Raw genomic sequence first — 19,726 nt, 5'->3', positions numbered from 1 at the left:
CCGCTAAGCGATGTTTCGCCTCTTCCATGCACTCTACGTAAATCGAAAGGGCTTTCTGGCTCTGGGCGTCCTGCATCAGCATCCTCTGCTTTCGTTGTTTGTCCAACAATGAGTTGAGCCCCGCGCTGTAGAGCCCGGGACTCGAATGATTCGTTATCAGTTTATGACTTCTAAGAATCTTGAACTCATCCATCCAGCTTTCGATGCATTGGCGTCATTATGACATCTCTTTACCTGATTTGCATATAACTTTGACTCTCTGGGCCTCCAAATAAAACAACCGGCTCTGGTCCCTCACCTACATCTTTTATAGCTGAAATGAGGAACTTCTGAGATTGGCGTCTTAGACCAGATGAAAGCGTTAATGTAACAATATGCTGCCCGTCTCCGGCCCAAGTTTGATTTTTATTATCTCCCCAGTATGGATAACCCACAGGAACTTTTATATATATTCGCCTAGGAAAAGTAACCACTCGTATTTCTTTGATTAAATTCTTTTCGGTATATGGAATAACCTCTTGTCTTATCACGAAGCTATTCTTTGCGTGATCTAAGCCCGCATATTGAGTTACCTCAATCGTACAACTCACATCTTTCAATTTGGATAAGAAGCGAAGATGAATTACGGCCTCGTACCAAGACTTTTCATTATCGACCGTGCTAGCCAACACAAAGTTTTCAACGATAGCAATCTTACTTCGTTCCTTTATCCAGCTTCGAAGTTGGGAGCTATCATTAAAAGCATCCGCATACACTATACCCAAGAGCAATGCGATTGAGCATATGAGGATCCAGTTCCAAGGAAGTCTCTCCATCTTTTGGCCCAAAATTTTTGTTAGCCATTTCTTTCCTATCCACACAATTAAAGCTATCAGAGTCGATATCCCTGGAATTGTATACTTCAATCTATTCTCCTTCGATGCATATTGCGCGGGTGTAGGGCGCGTTTTTCAGCGACCCACACGACCCGCAGGGTGGGATTCGCAAGGCGGTGCGGCAACTTCGAATAAAGAATCTGTTGATATACGGGGCAATATCCTAATGCCACCATAGCCCAGCGTTCCACGTGTAGCATAGTTGTATTCAAAAACAAGTATGTCCTCTAACCCATCACAATTGAAATCTGCGCGTGCCGCTTCAATAAGTTGTTGTCCATCAATTCGGTTTCAATCACAAGAAGATTATTTTTGATTTTTTCACAAACATTAGGCCCTTGTCTACTTGCCTTTAATGGTTATTATATTTATTATGATATATGGCTTTCAGCTCTTCAACGGTTTTATCAGTTTTCCAGGAAACCAGCCTCCCATCATCATCAAAGAATAGAGTTATGCCATTTTTTTTATAATCCCAAACCTGCAAAACAGAAGTGCGTTTTCCTTGATACGCTGAACCACCAAATGCATTCCATACTGCTGAAAAAGTTTTTTCGTCAGAAGTTGCGGTAATGCTTCTCATTGTTTCAGGGTATCCCCAAACATCAACAAAATCCCGTAGGTCAAACTGTAGTTTAATAATACCATTGCTAATTTCTTTAGCATCATTATGCAATCTACTATATTCATCTCTATGCAATCCACCAGCACAACCGACGAATAAGACAAGAAGTACCAAAAGTATTTTTTTCATAAAATCTCCTTTCTATTGTACACAGGCTCTTATTTGGGGACCTTTAATTGTAGCCATGCTATGTAAAGCCCAATGATGCCAAGTATTAGATTAATCGTGATACCGATTATCCATTTCCAGTGATCGAGCCAGAATTTTTTAAGGGTAATGCCTGAAAAAAGTATGGAATTGATAAAAAAACCACGCGGTCCCATAGCAAACTTACCGGGATTATCAGTCCAGCCCGTCTTGAATAGCTTGATGGCTTCGGAACGCATAACTATTTTCCCTTTGGGGAGTTTAAGCCGATGATAAACCCAAGTTTGATATTCTGGTGGATTGCCCATAGGTTGAAAATTATCCTTTGGTAGGCGGCTTTATACCGCAAGGAGCATCTATGAATCTTGTGAAAAAGTTTATGGCTTCTTCGGAACGTGTTTGGGTTGCGACGTTTTGGTTGTGCCTGTTTGTACTGATTGTGAATGTGATGTCATTGTTGTCACAGGAGAAGACGAGATCGTATATTGATTATTTGGAGCAGCGGATTGCATCGGTCGAAAATATTGCAATAGAGCTACAAACAAGGCAGCAAGAGCAATCCAAAAAATAGGAACAAGCGACCAATGAGGCTTAGTTAATTTTTGGATATCAGATTTCATTGATGTAATATTATCTTCGGTTTCTCGTAATTGTAGTTCAGTGTCGATTTCAGCAACGACAGATCCGACACTTTTACTTTCTTCCCTTATTTTCTGTAATTGTTCGGAAGTAAATTTAGTGCGATTGGAAAACCGTCTAGTCATATATCACCTTATCTTTTTATTTTAAATGCTCAGCGGACTTGTCCGCCTGGAGCGTGTGGTTGGTAAATTCCAACAAGGGGATGACTATCCCCCTCGTTAATACCTAAAATCCGTTATTAGCTAGCCCCCTAGGTAATCCCGGATTTTCGGAGTTAGCTAGTTTAGCAATGATTATGCCACATTGGCTCCAATATTAATGACGAATATATTCTTGATTCTGGGAATTGTCAACGATGTTGATTGGGCATTTTTGGAGTAGTGGTAACAAATTCAAGTTGTAATTTGATGAGTTTCAATAGATGGCATCTTTAACGACTACAGGAAGTACCGGACGCTGCATATTAAAGCCGTCAATCGCTACGATCCGGGCTTTAGATTGCCGGTACCGGGCCGTTTTCTGCATGATAGCATAAGCCGCGCCGAACGATCCGCGAAAAAATAGTCCATCCCCCAGTCGATCAATACGACTATGCGATTGCGGAACCCGATGAGGTTCATCAAATGCACGAAGAGCCACAACAGCCAGGCCGCAAACCCGGTGAAGGATATCCCCGCCAGGCGCGCGACAGCCGCGTTTTTGCCGATCGTCACCATGATTCCGGGATCGCGGTAACGGAACGGCATGGGAGCAACGCCCCGGACCTGCCTTTCAATGTTGTCCGCCGCAGCCGCCCCTTGCTGATTCGCCACGGGTGCCACCTGCGGGAGAAACCGGCCGTCTTCCTCGAACCCCGCCAGGTCCCCGACCACATACACCTCCGGATGTCCGGCAACCTGGAGCGTAGGCAGGACGGCAATCCGACCGCCCGCTGTCTGCGGAAGGCCCCACGATCCGAGGCGTGGTTCGCCCTGGACTCCGCTTGTCCAGACCACGGTTTCGGTAGGCAATACAGTTCCGTCGTGAAACATTACACCCCGTTCGGCGATCGAGCGGACTGAGGTTCCGAACAGGACCTCGACCCCCATCGAGCGTAAGCGCCTGAGGGCATACGCGCGCAGGGCCTCCGGCATCATCCCGAGGACATGGTCCTGGGCCTCGACGAGCACAACGCGCACCTCCCGCCTGCCGAGCCCCGGATAGTCCTTACTGACCGGCCCCCGGATAAGCTCCGCCAGCGCACCCGCATACTCGACGCCCGTCGGCCCACCGCCTACGATTGTGAAGGTGAGCATGCGCCGCCGCTCCTCAAGGTCAGTCTCTTTGTACGCCAGCTCGAACCGGCTGAGAATGTGGTTGCGCAGATCGATCCCATCATCCATGGTCTTAAGCGGGAATGCATGTTCCTCTGCTCCGGGTATCCCGAAAAAATTGGAGACACTGCCGATCGCGAGAACAAGAAAATCGTAGTGAATGTCCTTCCCGCGCGTCAGGACGACCTTTGCCTTCAGGTCAATGCCGGTGATGTCGGCCATGGTGAACTCAGTGTTGCCGAAGTCGCGAACGATGGTTCTGATCGGGGAGGATATCTCCTCGGGACCGACCTCGGCCGCAGCCACCTGGTACAAGAGCGGAAGGAATGTGTGGTAGTTGTTCCGGTCGACCAGGATGACGTCGACCGGGTACCGCGCAAGGCGCTTTGCGGTCCACAAGCCGCCGAACCCGGCCCCCACGACCACGACACGTGGTCTCTTTCGCGACGTTTCCATACAACCTCCTCCACAAGAACACAGGGGGACTATAGGATTTCTCCTCTGGTTCTCCCTTGAAATGTCGGCGAGTGAAACTATCAGGATGTACGTATTGTAAAAAAATATATCATAAAACCCATGAAACAACCAGTAACACGTAATTGTCTGAAGCGTCTTTTGCCCGATTGGAAGACATCGTCGGCAGGAGCGATAGGGTTATCGGATCAAGTGGAAACATCCGCGGGAATCAGTACTCACTCGAACTGTTGCTCCCCGTTAGCTAAACCTGTCGCATATATTAAAAAGCCGGGGAAGCGTTCCCGGCTTTTTGGTCCTCTTGTCGACGATGTTATTTCTATTACTACGCTACGCGGCCAATGGTCTCGTCCTCATCACGAACCTTTTTTCCAAAACGCAAGCTTTTTCATGATCCCCGTGTACTCAAGCTCGTTCATGTGCAGCATGGCCGCTCCGAAAAACGCGGTGATCAGGGAATCTTCCAGAGGACCTCGAAATTGCAGATGATGATATCCGGCTCGCCGGACTTGTCCTTCATGATCTCCCCGTTGGAGTCGACCGCGAGAAGCAGGTCGTTGGCCTTCAACAACGACCCGTTATATCCGGCCTCTCGCAACCGCGAAATGACCCTTTCCAGGAACTTCCTGCTCTGTGATTCTTCAATGATCTTTTTGCGCACCGCCTTGACCAGGTCCACGGGCGTGAGCAGCGACCCCTCGTGCTGCGACACCCATTCATCCGGACCATTGTAGTAACCGCGGATCGTAATGTAGTTGTGCCCCTCTCCCAGAACGGGATGACCGTCGCTGTCGAGGATCGCCTTGTGGGTTTCATACTTTCTGCGGTCGATCGAGTGCTCCTCTTTCGCACTGCCGGTCATGTAGATCGCCCGCACATAGGTCGCATGGATCCCCTGCTCATTGAGCGACTGGGAGATGGCGAACTCCTCGAAAGGGCTGTTGATGCCGAAATGCCGGATCTTTATGATCTCTTCAGCAGTGTATTTGCTGTCCGTCGGGACCTCTCCGACGCGGGACGTTTCCCAGACGAGATGGATGTTGTCCTTGGTGACCGTGTAATATACTTCATTTGCGTCTGACAGGCTCAGGGATGGGGTTTTCCGCCAGCGCTCCGGCAGGAAATAATCGAACAGCCGCGCGTTCCGTCCGACAACCCACATGCGGCCGCCGGTGCTTTCCGCGCGGCCGAAGATATAGGGCACGCCGAAGATCTCCATGCGGGTCAGGTGCGAAGGCAGCGGCGTCGGTTCGAGCCGGTCCCGCATGTCGTCAAGATAGGAATGCCGCCTCGATGCCTTGACCCGGTCCTCGTGTTCGGGCGTCCGGAAGAGCAGCTCATAATCGATGACCGAGTATTTCCCGACGCTCAGCAGGTGGTGGACCAGGTCCACCTGCTTCCGCGCCGCGTCGGCCTCCCCGCTCCTGCCCGCCTGCTCGATGCGCCCGCAGTCCTCTTCATCGAGGATCACGTGCTCGGGCTTCATGTCGGCCATGTGGTACCCTTTTTTGCTCAGGTCTTCGAATGCCTTCTTCTGCATGGTCTGAAGATGATGAACGATGTCGGGGAGTTCAAGCTTGATGTGCTCGAACGTCTCGATCAGGTTCTTGCCCCGTATCCATTCGTAGACGAGCTTGTACTGTTTGAGGATGTCGATGTCAATGCCGCGATGGCGCGCGCGAATGCGGTTGATCCTCGCCCGCGATCGTCCGCTCTGCCAGAACTGCATTCTCTGGGGCGGCACGTAGATCGCCAGGGGCCGCTGCGCGCGGATCCAGTTGATCCGCTGGCCGACCTGCTTGTCGGCCATCTCCATGACCAGGGCGAACTCCTCCCAGGGGCTGTTGAACTCGGCGCTGACGAACTCCTCGAGCGTGTGGGTGTTGATCGGGACGTCCTCCCCCACGCGGCAGTTTTTGACGACCAGGTCAAGACTCGTGCCGTTGACGCGTCTCGTGGGCACGCGGAACACGGAACTGGTCCCGAGCAGCCGGACACGGTGCCTGGTGAACCATTCCTCCTCGTACCAGTTCTTGATCTCGAGATGTTTCTGATGCGGCTCGGCGAACCGGGTGCAATACAGGTCTCCGCCGTCCTCGGTCTTCGTGTGCAGATATACGACACCCAGCACGTTCACAAGGGCTTTATGGGGAGTGGTTTTTTTCATTAGGTCGATAAAAATAAGATGCAGGCTTCACCACTAAGGCACGAAGACACGAAGAAAATACTTTAAGAACAATTGTTCTTTCGCTTTGTGTCTTGGTGGTAAAAAGTTTTCAATTCTACCCCAGCCTCTTCCGGAATTCCTCAAGCTGCATCCTGAGCCGCTCGGGCAGCCGGCTCCCGAACTGCGCGAAGTGCTGCTCGATGTCGGGGATCTCGGCCTTCCATGCCTTGAGGTCCACGTTCATGAGCGCCTTCATGTTCTCCGATGGGATGTCGAGTTTGGAGAGATCGAGGTCTCCCTCCTTCGGCATCAGGCCGATCGGCGTCTTGACCGCGTCCCGTTTGCCTTCGACGCGTTCGCACATCCACTTGAGCACCCGGCTGTTGTCGCTGAATCCGGGCCACAGGAACCTGCCTTCCGGGCTCTTCCGAAACCAGTTCACATAAAAGATCCTCGGGGCCTTCGCGCCCAGTCGGTCGCCCATGGCAAGCCAGTGGTGAAAGTAGTCGCCCATGTGATACCCGCAGAAGGGTTTCATGGCAAAGGGGTCCCGCCGCAGGTTGCCGACGGCGCCGATGTTCGCAGAGGTGGTTTCCGACGCGGCTGTTGCGCCGAGAAACACGCCGTGGTCCCAGGAAAAGGCCTCGGTGACCAGCGGCACGACGCTGCTCCTGCGGCCGCCGAATATAAAGATGTCGATGGGTACGCCCTCGGGGTTCTCCCAGTCCGGGCAGATGACCGGGCATTGCGATGCAGGCGCGGTGAAGCGCGCGTTCGGATGAGCGGCATCATCCTTGCCGGCCGGCGTCCAGTCGCGGCCCTTCCAGTCGATAGCATGGGATGGCGCGTCGTCCGTCATTCCCTCCCACCAGATGTCGCCGTCATCTTTCAGCGCGCAGTTCGTGAAGATGATGTTCTGCTTCAACGTGTCCATGGCCATGGGATTGGTGTCGTAAGAGGTGCCGGGGGCGACGCCGAAGAAGCCGCTCTCGGGATTGATGGCATGGAGCCTGCCGTCCCCACGGATCTTCATCCACGCGATGTCGTCGCCGATGCACTCGCACTTCCAGCCCTTGATGGAGGGCTGCATCATGGCGAGGTTCGTCTTGCCGCACGCCGAGGGGAAGGCGGCTGCGATGTGAAACCGCCTGCCTTCGGGACTGGTCAGACGCAGGATCAGCATATGCTCCGCCATCCAGCCTTCCTTCCGGGCCATGTTCGAGGCGATCCGGAGGGCGAGACACTTCTTCCCGAGCAGGGCATTTCCGCCGTAGCCCGAACCGTAGGACCAGATCAGGTTCTCTTCGGTGAAGTGACTGATGTATTTCTTTTCGATCGGCGCGCAGGGCCAGGCAGCATCCTTCTGACCCTTTTCGAGCGGAGCGCCGATGGAGTGCAGGCAGGGGATGAACTCACCCTTCTCGCCGAGCACGTCGAGGACCTTTGTCCCGACCCGGGTCATGATGTGCATGTTGCAAACCACATACGGACTGTCGGTCAATTCCACGCCGATCTTGGCTATCGGCGAACCAACGGGCCCCATGGAAAAGGGAATGACGTACATCGTGCGACCCTGCATGCAACCCTGGTACAGGCCCTTCATCGTTTTTTTCAGCTCGTCGGAATTGACCCAGTTGTTCGTGGGTCCGGCATCCTCCTGCTTCTTCGTGCTGATGTAGGTCCGGTCCTCCACGCGCGCCACGTCGCTCGGGTCCGTGCGGAACAGGTGGCTGTTCGGCCGCTTTTTGAGCGGGATCGCCATGCCGAGCGTCTGCATCAGCGTCATCAACCGGTCGTACTCGGCCTTTGACCCGTCGCACCAGACGGTGGCGTCGGGCTTACAAAGGTCAACGACTTCCTTGACCCAGGCGTTCAGCTTTTCGTGTCTCGATCCGTTCTTCATCAGGCATTCTCCTCGACATCAGGTTCCCGTTTCCGGCCCTGTCCGTATGGTCCGCCGGCAACCGGTCATACTCGATCATGCTGAGCGGTATGAAGGGTTATTATGCATAATTCGCAAATAAAGTAAAGAAACAATCCAGGGGACAAAAAAACCCCGCGAACATCGCGGGGTTTGTGAATACGACGCGTTCCCCCGGTTCAGCGCTGTATGCTCGCCTTTTCCATGATCACCGAATATTTGTATCCGGAGCCGAAGTCCTTGTCCTTGAAAACAGTGCCCCTGACCGTGATAACATCTCCCAGTGCGGGAAGTGCATCGGAGGTGGCCACCAGGTCGTTGGTGCCCTGCTTGGGATCTCCGGTACCGTCCTGCAGGTGGATCCAGTTCTTTCCCATGATCCCGGCAGAAATCTTTACCACCTTCCCCTTTACCACCGCGGTTTTCTCATGCAATGCCGTTCGTTTCTCAAATATTTCACCAATGGTATAAGCGTCCGGACCCGTTGCCTTTGCCACCTTGATATCCTGAGCTGGGGGAGAGACTGTCTTGCTGACTTCGGTTTTCTTGTCGGCTTTCTCCTTGCCGCTTGCAGACGGCGCATCTGAGAGCGGCCCGCCTGAGAAGATGATCGAATCGAACGTCCTGCCGAGCGATTTGCTCGGGAAATTGGCCATCTCGGTGCCGGGTTGTAGCGACATCTGCTGGCCCACCGAGACCTTCATCTCCGGTATTGCCGCCCAGGTCTTTTTTCCCTTTTTCTCAAGAAGGACATAGGTGTATCCGCCGGAATTCATGGTCTCCAGAACCTTGCCCGAGAGTGAGGAGGAATCGAGAGAAGCCTCTGCTTTTTTCACTTTCATCTCCGGCGGCGGAACGGGTGACGGCTTATCCGTCACGGCAAAAGCGGAGACAGCTGAAAAAATCAGTGCGGTGATCGTTACAAAAGGTACTGCACGTCCAATAAGTCGTTTCATTTGTTTACTCCTTCTATAGTGGTGATTTGATCCAGTCCGTTGTCGGGTGAATCATGATTTGTGTACAGGAAACTTACCGCTTTCGGCGCAAATAATCAAGCAGGTTTTTCAGAGCTTGTACCCGATCCTCCGCAGAAATTCCCTCCGTTGCGCCTTGTCAGCCGGCGTTTCCACACCCTTCGGAGAGGAACCGTCGATCACGCCAAGAATGCCCTTGCCCTGGGGCGACGCTGCAACCACCACTTCGAGCGGGTTCGCCGTGGCGCAAAAGATTCGGCAGACCTCGGGACAGTTCTTGATCGGGGTAAGGACGTTGACGGGGAATGCGTTCTTGAGATAGATGCAGAACACGTGGCCTGCACCGATGGCTTGAAGCGTTTTCATGCAGGCCTTGATGAGGTCCTCGTCGTTCCCTTCCGTGCGGATGAGGCAGGGACCCGACGCCTCGGTAAAGGCGATGCCGAACTTCGCCTGAGGGACGGTCGTGGCGATGATCTCATACAGGTCTTCCGCGGTCTTGATGAAATGGGTCTGGCCGAGGATGATATTGCAGCCTTCGGGAATATCAACGGTTACGCTCTGCAGGTCCATATGCGCCTCCCCGAAAGGATTGATAACGGGTTAATCATGATGCGAGAGCCGGAATTGACTTTAACGAAAGAGGATCGAAGCGGGATCCTGCCCTCGATCAGAGCGGGTTCTTATTCAGCACCGCGGACTCGGTGCCGTTCTGGAGCAATTCAAGCATACGGGCCAGGGATTCTTCGTGGAGTTCCTGAATGAGTTCCTTGTCCACACCCCGCTTTCTCTTCTTGTTCAGGAACGAAAGAAAAACCATGCTTTTGTAGATCCGCTTGTTGGTCTTGAAGGAAAAGATGAAACTGTCAAGGGAGTTTTCGAGCAGCAGGTCGCTCCGTTTCCGGACCGCCCTGCTGATCATGACGGTCTGGAGCCAGTAGGTCTTATCGATCAGGCTGTCAGCCTTCATCTCGACCCACGTATGCCCCATGTTCCCCATCTCATCCGTCAGAGTCTCATGCGCCACAGTATCGGCGGCAAGATGGGACAGGTAGCCGTAGGCAAACGCCCGCTCGGGCCAGGTCTTTGCCTGGTCCAGCAGTTTCAGACCCACGTCCCAGGAGTGCGAACTTTTGTCGTCCGGGAGATACTTTTTGCCGAGGATGATATCGGCCATGAGGTTGCCGTAGAGGAAATCCTGCCGGTGTTTTTTGAGAAGCGCGAGGATGCCGGCAGGGATGAGCGGTGCACAGTTCAGCAGCTCATTGCCGAGATACATGTGGGTCAGGGGACCCCATGCAAAAGCAAAAGAAGGAATCAGGATGAAACCGGCAGCAAGAAATAAAATGAATGACATGCGCTCTTTTTCTGGCTCATATGAAAAATGGCCTGAATAATAAACTCTGTCATAATACCTCTTGGGGACCCTCTGCGTCAATACAAAATTGACCGGTAAACCCCGTTAGATCACAAGCTATCTGACGATTATAGATTGTGGCGTTGCACCACAATCTCTCTAATGGATAATTTTCGCGGACAGGAGTCGGCGGTATTCTCTACCGGGGTAAATCTCACTTTTTTCATAGGGTTCGGGAAAAGACGGTCCTCGGATTTGCGATCAGGAAACGGCTACTTGCACCCTGCGCAGGAAGAGGAAGAACAGCCGCCGCAGCCGGAACTGCTGCTTGAAGCGCCTGACGCGGGTCCGCTCGAAGATTTACCCATGCCAAACCGGGACATGAGCTTCTCGGTCTTCTTTGAGCCGCACTTCTCGCAGGCAACTTCCGGATTCGATCCGAAGACAAGCTTCTCGAAATCGGCGTTGCAGTCATTACAGTGATATTCGTAGATGGGCATGGTTTTTTGGTTATTGACAAACCACCATAAACCGTCATTCCCGAGTGCCTCTATCGGGAATCCAGGTTTTCGCATTTTTAAGCAAGCACCAGATCCCCGATTAAACCATTCGGGGATGACACTCTTTGATTGCAACCAGAGGTCGCGCGCTATGTTAACTCATTCCGCATGTCGAATGGAATGCCTTCCCTCGTCTGTCTCTATCAAGGACGATCCTCAATCGAAAGCGCTTCTTCCAGCAGTTGCACCGGGTGCACCACGCCGATCTCCGAACCGTTCCGCTTCAGCGCATCGGCTATCTGCATGCAACAGCCCGGACAGCCCGTGGCGACCACCGCAGCGCGGGTTGCGACAATATTGTTTACCTTGTCCACGGCGATACCGTCGGAAAGCTCCCGGTGGGTTATCCGCATCACCCCGCCGAACCCGCAGCAGCGGTCCGGGTCCTTCATCTCCACGAGCGTAAGTCCGGGGATGGTCCGAAGCAGGTCTCGTACGGTCCGCGACAGTCCCTGGCCTCTGCCGAGGTGGCACGGATCATGGACCGTTACGCTTTTAAGAACCGGGTTAAGCTTGACCCCTTCGATCCGACCCGCAAGAAACTCGTGGATGTCGAGCACAACCGGCGTCTTCGCGCCGGGCCGAAGCAGTTTAGGGTAATCCCTTTTAAACGTCAGGCCGCACGAGGCGCAGGCGGTGACGATGGCGTCCACCTCAAGCGCTTCGAAGAGCGCGGCATTGTGCGCGGCAAGCTCTTCCGCCGACTGCCGGTCGCCGAGCGAAAGAAGCGGCCTGCCGCAGCACTTCAAGTCGTCCGGCACGATCACATCATATCCGATCGCGTTCAGGACGCGTATCGTCGCTTGACCAATGTCCGGATGAAAATACTCAACCGCGCACCCCGGGAAAAAAGCAACCCTGCCTTTTGCCCTGTGCGATTTTTCTTTTTCATTCCGCACTCCGCATGGAGCCTGCCCTCGAACATCTTTATCGGGGGCACTCCGCAATCGTTGCCCCTTGATCCTTGACCCCGGACTTTTTGAGTAATGAAGCGCAACCGGCGCGAGCCATGCGGCAGCGCGGATCAGGGCCGGCTGCTTCACCGTGCCGGCAATGACGCTGCTGATGATCCCCATGCCGGATTCTGCAACCGCCTGCTCTTTTGCAGCCTGAAGGATCTCCGTCACGGGCACATTGCTCGGGCAGGCCGACTCGCAGGCCAGACAGGTCGTGCACGTCGCGAGGCGGTCTTTGAAAATCTCCGAGACCGTAAGCCGTCCGTCCAAGACCGCCTTGATGAGAGCCACCCTGCCGCGGGCCGAGAACGACTCATCGCGTTCATGCAGATAGGTTGGACACACCGCGCCGCAGGACCCGCACTTTACACAGCGATCAATGTCATCGCGGTGCACCTCAAGAGAGATTTGTCTTTTTTTACTCCGCACTCCGCACTCCGAACTCCGAACTGATCGGCTCATGGCAGGATCATCACCGGCGTGCCGAGGGAAACCACCCGGTAAATCTCGTCAACGTCGGCATTGTCAAGGGCGATGCAGCCGTCGGTCCAGTTCGTGCTGACGTCCCGCTGCTGCGCATTCCCGGCATCAAGCGTTCTCCCATGGATTCCCACGGCCCCGCCGAGCCGGGTCTCCCAGGGCGGCGACAACCGGCCCTCGATCGCGTTCTTGATCATCGCATATTCAACATAAGAGATCATCCCCGACTGGAGCCCGTAATCCGCGTGTTTCATGCCGGGATAGCTGAGGCCCATGAACTTGTAGAACCGCTTGCTGTCGTTCATGGTGCAGATGTAAAACTCTCCCTCCGGCGTCCGCCGGTCTCCCATCCTTTGTTTATCACCTTCCCGGTAGCCCTTGCCGAACACCGCCCGGTATGTTTTTACCGGTATCTCACCCTTATAGAGGGTCAGGGTATACCGGGACTTCCAGATTACGAGTTTAAGCCGGCCGGCAACAGACGAGAGCAGGGACGCGAAGATGTCCGTTTTGCCTGTCGACGTCTCAGGCGACGGAGAAATGCAGCAGAGCAGCAGGAACGCGGCAAGGAGTCTGAGGATACAGCAGCTATTTCTTCGGAACAGCACCATTCATCCACCCGCGATCACGCGCGGTTCTTGTCCTCGTATTGTCGGGCACAGGCGTCGCTGCAGAAATACGTAAGTGTGCCCCGAATGCGCCGCGCTACAGCGCGGTCCTTTACCACATAGGTGTGGCATTCGGGATCCAGCACCATTTCATCACCCATAATCTGCTTGCCGCGACGTTGTTCATCAACGTGGTAGGTCTTGACCGCCGACCGGATCACGGTTTTGAGCGCGGAATAGATCACAAAAATAACAAGGAAAACCAGTAAACCCCGGATCATCGAATATCCTTTCTGAGAATTTCTAATTCTGTACAAGCCAGAACCGAAAGGGCGTCTCTCGCAGAGCACGCGGAGAACGCAGAGTTAAATCAAAACCTTTACGCTTGATTTTAACCCAGAATTTATTTAGATTTTCTCTGCGAACTCTGCGCCTCTGCGAGAAAATTCTTGCCGTTTTGAGAAGAATTTGATCAATTAGTTACTACACTACAAACGCGACCAGAATCAATGCCTGAAATGCCGCATCCCGGTCATGACCATGGCGATGCCGTGCTCGTTCGCCGCCTTGATTACCTCTTCGTCCTTGAGCGACCCGCCGGGCTGGATAACGGCGGTGGCGCCGGCCTTCGCCGCTTCATCGAGTCCATCGCGGAAGGGGAAGAAGGCGTCAGACGCAAGCACGGTCCCCTTGAGCGGGAACTGCGCCTTCATCACGGCGATACGCACCGAATCAAGACGGCTCATCTGGCCGGCCCCGATGCCGATGGTCTGGTCTTTCGTGGTAAAGACGATGGCATTCGACTTCACATGCTTGCAGACCTTCCAGGCAAAAGCGAGCGCCTCGAATTCATCGTCCGTGGGTTTTCGCGCGGTCGCGACGGTCAGCTTCCTTACGTCGGCGATCCGGCCGAGGTCGCGGTCCTGATAGATAAGCCCGCCCGTGATCTTTTTCAGGTCCATGCCCTCGGGCGCGCCCGTCACCGTGGGCCCGATGTCGAGCAGCCTCAGGTCCTTTTTCCGCTTGAGCTCTTCGAGCGCGTCAGGCGCGTACTCGGGCGCCACCACCACTTCCACGAACGTGGACGTGAGTTCCCTGGCGGTATCAAGATCCACCATGCGGTTGAAGGCGATCACCCCGCCGAAAGCCGAGACCGGGTCGCAGTCACGCGCCTTGCGATAAGCCTCCACGGGCGTCGCCGCCGTGGCCACACCGCAGGGGTTGTTGTGCTTCACGATGACCACGCCTACGGCGTGGTCAAACTCCTTCGCGAGTTCGAGCGCGCTGTTCGCGTCAAGGAAGTTGTTAAAGGACATTTCCTTTCCCTGCAGCTGTCTCGCATGGGCAACGCTCGGCTCCCTGCGCCCGAATTCCCGGTAGAACGCGCCCTGCTGGTGGGGGTTCTCGCCGTAGCGCAGGTTCTGAACCTTCTCAAGCTGGAGCGTGAGGATGTTGGGGAAGCGGGTCTTCTCGTCTGCCGGCACCTGGCTGTCGAGCCAGGCGGAGATCGCACTGTCGTAGCGGGCGGTATGGAGAAAGACCGTGCGGCAAAGCTCGAAACGGGTCTTTGCCGAGACCTCGCCGTGCTTCTGAAGCTCTTCGAGCACTCGGCCGTAGTCGCGGGGCGACACCACCACGGCCACGTCAGTGTAATTCTTGGCCGCGGAACGAAGCATGGTCGGGCCGCCGATGTCGATGTTCTCGATCGCGTCCTCAAGCGTGCACCCCGGCTTTGCCACGGTCTGTTCGAAGGGGTAGAGGTTCACAACCACCAGGTCGATGGGCTCGATGCCGTGCTGTTGCATCTGTTTCACATGTTCTGGATTGCCGCGCCTGCCGAGGATCCCACCATGCACCTTGGGGTGCAGGGTCTTGACCCTGCCGTCGAGCATCTCGGGGAAGCCCGTGAACTCCGACACGTCCTTGACCTTGACGCCGGCATCGCGAAGCATCTTTGCCGTTCCGCCCGTGGACAGGATCTCAATGCCGAGTTTCTCAATCCCCTTGGCGAAATCGAGAATACCTTCCTTGTGTGAAACACTGATGAGCGCGCGCGTCACTTTGGCCACAGGTGTCCTCCGGGAAAAAGATGAAATTTTAAAGCAGAATGTGAAGAATTGTAACCGAAAGAACGGTGAAAGTCAATTTATGATGAGCTCTTAAAAGCGGGTGATCGCCGCTGAGACGCGGTAGCCGTCAAAAAATCTGCCGCTTAGCAGGCTGTTGAAAAAGTCTTTTTGTGGTTCGACAGGCTCACCACGAACGGATAAATACGAATAAATTCAATACACGCTCCGTTCGCCCTGAGCCCTGAGCTTGCCGAAGGGTCGAAGGGTAAACTAAGTGTTTTTCAACAACCTGTTAGAGAAGCACACAAGGATCGCAGAGAGAATTAAAACTGAAATACATGGTTTCAGGTTTTTCTTTGAGTTCTTTGCGTTCTGGTTTGTTCTAGTCAAGTATTTTTTATAAAGAGCCTTGCTCTCAGTTAAGATATCAGTCTTAGGTGCGGCACCTTACCCAACTCTGGTATTTTGAGGGTCTCGACAGAGCCCGAACCTTGCTTCATTGGGATTAAGGTGCAAGCGGGGAGTTATGTAAGCTTTTGCAGAAGGTCGGCATGGCCGCCTTAGATAACGCAAACGATAATCGCCCCGCTTACACGCAAAGACACTTGTTACGCAGCCTCCTTGAGTTGATACTGGGTTTCTGAGTAATTGGGTACGTACTCGCTATGATCACGAACCATCGCAAAGAGAATTCCGAGAAGCTTTCGGCCGACAGCCACCAGAGCCTTGGGCTTGGGCATGCCCCGATCACAGGCGCTCCGATACCACTGGTGCATTGCGCCGCCTTTTTTGACGGTGTTGAGGGCGGCAAATTCCGCCCTCTGTGTCAATATAATTGAGACACCTCCCCTGTGGTAAATTAGAGTAGAGGGCGGGGAGGAGAAATCTATATGATAGCTTCAAAGATCAAAGCATCCCATAGAAACGAAGGAGCCCGTAGGGCGACTGAGGTTCCATGGGGAAAGACCCCGCAAGAAGTTAATTCGCATCAAGGTGTGGCTGCGGTCCTGCCGAACCCTGAGGTTCCGGCTAAAGCCGCTCGGCGACGTTTTACTGCTGAATACAAGCTTCGTGTCCTTACGCTTGCAGATGCCTGCAATGAACCTGGGTGTCTTGGTAAGCTCCTGCGCCGCGAAGGGCTTTATGCATCAAATCTCGACACCTGGCGACGTCAGCGCGACCGCGGCGTACTATCCGGCCTCACGCCCAAGAAGCGGGGTCGTAAGCAATCAGTCCATGATCCTCTCCATGCAGAGAACGAGAAGCTTCGCAAGGAGAATGAGCGGCTTACCAGTCGCCTCAGGCAGGCCGAAATCATTATCGACGTGCAAAAAAAAATATCACAGATTCTGGGGATCCCTCTTGCGACCCCCGAGAACGAAGGGAGCGAGTGATGGAAGCCGCTCTTACTCTTTCTTCTGATATTGGGATCAAATCAGCGTGTGCATCGCTCGATGTTCCTCGTTCAGGGTTCTACCGGACGCAGGCGCGGAAAAATGCGCCTCCCGTGGTGCCGATTAAACGTCCGAGTCCTCCTCGTGCATTGTCTTCAGACGAACGGCAAGGAGTTCTCAATATTCTCTACGCTGACCGGTTCGCGGACAAGGCACCCCAGGAGATCTATGCAACCATCCTGGATGAAGGAAAATATCACTGCTCTATAAGTACCATGTACCGCATCCTCGACGCGAACCAGGAGGTCAAGGAGCGTAGGAATCAGCTCAGCCACCCCGTGTATCAGAAGCCGGAGCTTTTGGCCACGGGACCGAACCAGGTCTGGTCCTGGGATATTACCAAGCTCTTAGGCCCGGCAAAATGGACCTACTTTTACCTCTATGTGATTCTGGACATCTTCAGCCGCTACATCGTTGGCTGGATGATCGCCCCCAGAGAATCGGCTGCCTTGGCGGAAAAGCTCATCAAGGAAACCTGCGCAAAGCAGAATATCGAAAAAGGGCAGCTCACGATTCACGCGGATCGCGGCTCGTCCATGAGGTCCAAGCCGGTTGCCTTGCTCATGGCCGATTTGGGCGTCACTAAGACCCACAGCAGGCCATATACGAGCGATGACAACCCTTTTTCAGAATCTCAGTTCAAGACGCTCAAGTACCGGCCGGACTTCCCCGATCGGTTCGGCTGCATCGAGGATAGTCGGGGGTTCTGCCAGGTCTTTTTCCCTTGGTATAACACCGAGCATCACCACTCCGGCATCGGATTGCATACGCCGGAGTCTGTCCACTACGGATTTGCGCAGGACGTGCAAAAAGCCAGAGGCGAGGTGCTTCGTACCGCGTATAAGGCACATCCTGAACGGTTTGTGAAAAAAGCTCCTGTTCCTCCTTCATTACCGGACGCGGTGTGGATTAACAAACCGAAACCGGTTCCTTGGAGCGTGGAAAAAGTACACTAAATTCGGTCGCGGGGTGTCCCAAAGTTATTGACAAAGTACAGAAGTTTCCGCATCAGCGGCCGGCCGCGCTTGGATATGTGGCGCTGACCTTTATGTCTGCCGGAGCTCACTTCGAAGAGATCCAGTCCGGCAAGCTTCATGACTTCACCCATGGTGCGGAACTTCCGAAAGTCTCCCACCTCTCCGATCAAGCCAGCGGCCGTGACCTTGCCGATCCCTTTGAGCGAAAGGAGTGTGTCGCTGTAGGGAACAGAGGCAAGATGAATTATCATCTCCTGCTCCAAGCTCTCGGTAAACCGCTCCGAGGCTTCTATAAGGGAAAGAAGCTCGTGTATTTCCATCACGACGCTCGCTTGGCCTTCGGCGATGCCTACGGTCGATTTAGCACCGTCGTAGAGCGCTTGGGCGCGGTCTTCCTTCAGTTTTCCCCGGCTGACCTTTCTCAGCGTCTTGGTAAGGTCGGGAAGACCGTAGGCCGCGATCTCTTGCGGCGTTGGATAGTGTTTCAAGAGATACTTGGCGCTTGCGCTCGTTACGCCTTTCATAACCTGCAGGAACTCCGGGAAGATGCTCGCCAAAAGACACTGGATCTGATTCGCCAGGGCCGTATGGCGTTGGGTGCTTCGTTCTCTGGCCTGGCTGAGCCGGCGAAGCTCGGCAGCTGGCCCCTCGGGGATCACCACCGTGAGGAATCGGCCTATCGCAATGATATCGGCAATGACCTTGGGATCCTTCTGGTCCGTCTTGTTCGGCGAATTGTCCGTTACCTCTTTGAAGCGTTTCGTATGCAGTGGGTTGATCTGCACCAGCTGCGCTCCTCGCGCCCGCATGAAATGCGCAAGGGGTTCGCCATAAGGGCCGGTGGACTCGTACCCGAAGATAATGCCATCAAGGTTGTGAAGCTTCTGAGCAAGGGATACCCGCTCCCAGAATTCCCAAAAACTCGCGCCGTTATTCTCGACAGCGAAAGGCTTTATGTCAGTCCCATCAGGACAGCGCCAGTATCCAAAATGTTTGTCTTTACCAATGTCAGCAGTCACGATAAGAAGTTTCCCATTGACGAACGAACGCTTTTTTGTTTTAATCGGTTTCAAGGCTATACTCCTTTCCTCGGTTTGGTTTACCAACTTGCCAGCTGGTTTCAAATCGAGAAAGAGTATAGCCTATTATTTTGGGCTTAGCTACTTTCTACAATATAGCAAGCTTTTGCGGCCAATCTGAGTAGTTACTTATTTTCAATGCACATTTCTCCGTGTCTGCGGTAAATTATGACTTTTTACGAGATTATCAAGGAGTGTATCTTCCCTTATTTCGCCAGCCCTGTCCGGAAGGCAGCGAGCCACCGGATGTGGCTTTTCTCCTCGCTAATGACCTCGTCAACAATCTCTTTTTCCTTCACGATGGCACGCAGCTCAAAAAAGTAGAGCAGCGTCTCTTTTTCGAACCCCATCGCCAATTTCACGGCATCCCGCACGGTCTTTACATGGTCCATGGACGGAAGGGCCTTGCCCTTGCCGAGAAAAAATTCGGACTCGACAAAGGCCCGCATATAATTGCTCACCTCTTCCCACTGGACCGGCTCGGATCCTTTCGCCGCGACCATCGTCTTCAGCTCGGTGAAGGTCTTCTCATGCGCCTTTTCCTTGGAAGCCAGGGTGGTAAAAAGCTTGACAAGGTCTTCGTCCTTCTTGAACTTCTCGGCCATGCTGGTATAGAACTGGTACCCGAGCGTTTCCGTCCGGATCGCCATCTCCATGATCTCATCGATCGAATATTTGTTCATGCCTGTCTCCCTTATAAATAAATCGAATGAATGATGCCTGCTGTGCGCTTCCAGAACTGTTCCTCGAAAATAATAGCGTGTTACAGAGAAGGTGTCAATCGAATTTTGTTCCGTCAACTGCGGTTTCCCCGTTGAACCCGAAAACATAAACACAGCGGCCCTGGCGCAGAAACACAAGACAGGCCTGCATAGCCAAATAGTCGCCATTACTCCCTCACTCTTCCTGCCGCGTTTCGGGGTGTAATCCCAAAATGATAATGTCCTAATTCGCCAAAATAGAAATGTCCTATTTCCAGTTACAATGCCTAACGTTAATAGGAGGGCATTGTGGCAGAAAAGGACATGATCACCATGAGCAGGGAGGA

General features: G+C 53.7%; 19 protein-coding genes. 1 reads left to right on the top strand and 18 read right to left on the bottom strand.

Annotated features, from left to right (window positions below):
* Nucleotides 1-230 precede the first annotated feature (230 nt).
* From M0R70_12960 to M0R70_12885, 16 genes are all read right to left on the bottom strand, one after another.
* On the bottom strand, nucleotides 231-905 hold the full coding sequence (locus tag M0R70_12960) for a hypothetical protein (GenBank protein MCK9420280.1): 675 nt from the start codon (nucleotides 903-905) through the stop codon (nucleotides 231-233).
* Between the two features lie 322 nt (nucleotides 906-1,227).
* The gene (locus M0R70_12955) at nucleotides 1,228-1,629 is read right to left on the bottom strand and encodes a hypothetical protein (protein ID MCK9420279.1); all 402 of its coding nucleotides are present in this window, start codon (nucleotides 1,627-1,629) and stop codon (nucleotides 1,228-1,230) included.
* Nucleotides 1,630-1,658: 29 nt separating this feature from the next.
* Entirely contained in the window at nucleotides 1,659-1,955 is a 297-nt protein-coding gene (locus tag M0R70_12950; GenBank protein MCK9420278.1) for a hypothetical protein, read from the bottom strand.
* Nucleotides 1,956-2,024: 69 nt separating this feature from the next.
* On the bottom strand, nucleotides 2,025-2,411 hold the full coding sequence (locus M0R70_12945) for a hypothetical protein (GenBank protein MCK9420277.1): 387 nt from the start codon (nucleotides 2,409-2,411) through the stop codon (nucleotides 2,025-2,027).
* Between the two features lie 357 nt (nucleotides 2,412-2,768).
* Nucleotides 2,769-4,058, bottom strand: coding sequence for an NAD(P)/FAD-dependent oxidoreductase (locus tag M0R70_12940; GenBank protein ID MCK9420276.1), 1,290 nt, complete (start codon nucleotides 4,056-4,058; stop codon nucleotides 2,769-2,771).
* Between the two features lie 469 nt (nucleotides 4,059-4,527).
* Complete coding sequence (locus M0R70_12935) at nucleotides 4,528-6,243, bottom strand: hypothetical protein (GenBank protein MCK9420275.1); 1,716 nt, start codon at nucleotides 6,241-6,243, stop codon at nucleotides 4,528-4,530.
* Nucleotides 6,244-6,358: 115 nt separating this feature from the next.
* Nucleotides 6,359-8,146: a phosphoenolpyruvate carboxykinase (GTP) gene (locus M0R70_12930; GenBank protein MCK9420274.1), complete on the bottom strand. Its 1,788-nt coding sequence runs from the start codon at nucleotides 8,144-8,146 to the stop codon at nucleotides 6,359-6,361.
* Nucleotides 8,147-8,343: 197 nt separating this feature from the next.
* Nucleotides 8,344-9,120 (bottom strand): DNA-binding protein, encoded by a 777-nt coding sequence (locus tag M0R70_12925; GenBank protein ID MCK9420273.1) that lies wholly within the window; start codon nucleotides 9,118-9,120, stop codon nucleotides 8,344-8,346.
* 108 nt (nucleotides 9,121-9,228) lie between these two features.
* On the bottom strand, nucleotides 9,229-9,711 hold the full coding sequence (locus M0R70_12920) for an adenosine-specific kinase (protein ID MCK9420272.1): 483 nt from the start codon (nucleotides 9,709-9,711) through the stop codon (nucleotides 9,229-9,231).
* Nucleotides 9,712-9,808: 97 nt separating this feature from the next.
* Nucleotides 9,809-10,495, bottom strand: coding sequence for a zinc dependent phospholipase C family protein (locus M0R70_12915; GenBank protein ID MCK9420271.1), 687 nt, complete (start codon nucleotides 10,493-10,495; stop codon nucleotides 9,809-9,811).
* Between the two features lie 272 nt (nucleotides 10,496-10,767).
* On the bottom strand, nucleotides 10,768-10,995 hold the full coding sequence (locus M0R70_12910; protein ID MCK9420270.1) for a zinc ribbon domain-containing protein: 228 nt from the start codon (nucleotides 10,993-10,995) through the stop codon (nucleotides 10,768-10,770).
* Nucleotides 10,996-11,198: 203 nt separating this feature from the next.
* Complete coding sequence (locus tag M0R70_12905; GenBank protein MCK9420269.1) at nucleotides 11,199-12,440, bottom strand: (Fe-S)-binding protein; 1,242 nt, start codon at nucleotides 12,438-12,440, stop codon at nucleotides 11,199-11,201.
* A 29-nt stretch (nucleotides 12,441-12,469) separates the two neighbouring features.
* The gene (locus M0R70_12900) at nucleotides 12,470-13,102 is read right to left on the bottom strand and encodes a L,D-transpeptidase (GenBank protein ID MCK9420268.1); all 633 of its coding nucleotides are present in this window, start codon (nucleotides 13,100-13,102) and stop codon (nucleotides 12,470-12,472) included.
* A 14-nt stretch (nucleotides 13,103-13,116) separates the two neighbouring features.
* Nucleotides 13,117-13,380 (bottom strand): hypothetical protein, encoded by a 264-nt coding sequence (locus M0R70_12895; GenBank protein ID MCK9420267.1) that lies wholly within the window; start codon nucleotides 13,378-13,380, stop codon nucleotides 13,117-13,119.
* Between the two features lie 225 nt (nucleotides 13,381-13,605).
* Entirely contained in the window at nucleotides 13,606-15,168 is a 1,563-nt protein-coding gene (gene purH, locus M0R70_12890; protein ID MCK9420266.1) for a bifunctional phosphoribosylaminoimidazolecarboxamide formyltransferase/IMP cyclohydrolase, read from the bottom strand.
* A gap of 608 nt (nucleotides 15,169-15,776) precedes the next feature.
* The gene (locus M0R70_12885; protein ID MCK9420265.1) at nucleotides 15,777-15,998 is read right to left on the bottom strand and encodes a hypothetical protein; all 222 of its coding nucleotides are present in this window, start codon (nucleotides 15,996-15,998) and stop codon (nucleotides 15,777-15,779) included.
* Between the two features lie 165 nt (nucleotides 15,999-16,163).
* On the opposite strand from M0R70_12885, the gene M0R70_12880 reads away from it, so the two are divergent.
* Nucleotides 16,164-17,578 (top strand): IS3 family transposase gene (locus M0R70_12880; GenBank protein ID MCK9420264.1). Its coding sequence is split into 2 segments (ribosomal slippage): nucleotides 16,164-16,506 and nucleotides 16,506-17,578, totalling 1,416 coding nucleotides; the frame shifts between segments, so codons are not numbered across the junction.
* Here M0R70_12880 and M0R70_12875 read toward each other — a convergent pair.
* Both M0R70_12875 and M0R70_12870 read right to left on the bottom strand, forming a co-directional pair.
* Nucleotides 17,575-18,672 (bottom strand): IS110 family transposase, encoded by a 1,098-nt coding sequence (locus M0R70_12875; GenBank protein ID MCK9420263.1) that lies wholly within the window; start codon nucleotides 18,670-18,672, stop codon nucleotides 17,575-17,577. The genes M0R70_12880 and M0R70_12875 overlap by 4 nt on opposite strands.
* Nucleotides 18,673-18,884: 212 nt before the next feature.
* Entirely contained in the window at nucleotides 18,885-19,361 is a 477-nt protein-coding gene (locus tag M0R70_12870; GenBank protein MCK9420262.1) for a ferritin family protein, read from the bottom strand.
* Between the last annotated feature and the right edge of the window lie 365 nt (nucleotides 19,362-19,726).

It is taken from the genome of Nitrospirota bacterium (assembly GCA_023229435.1).
GTDB lineage: Bacteria > Nitrospirota > UBA9217 > UBA9217 > UBA9217 > JALNZF01.
The sequence above is the reverse complement of the archived record's forward strand: the minus strand, read 5'-3'. Positions and strand labels throughout refer to the sequence as shown.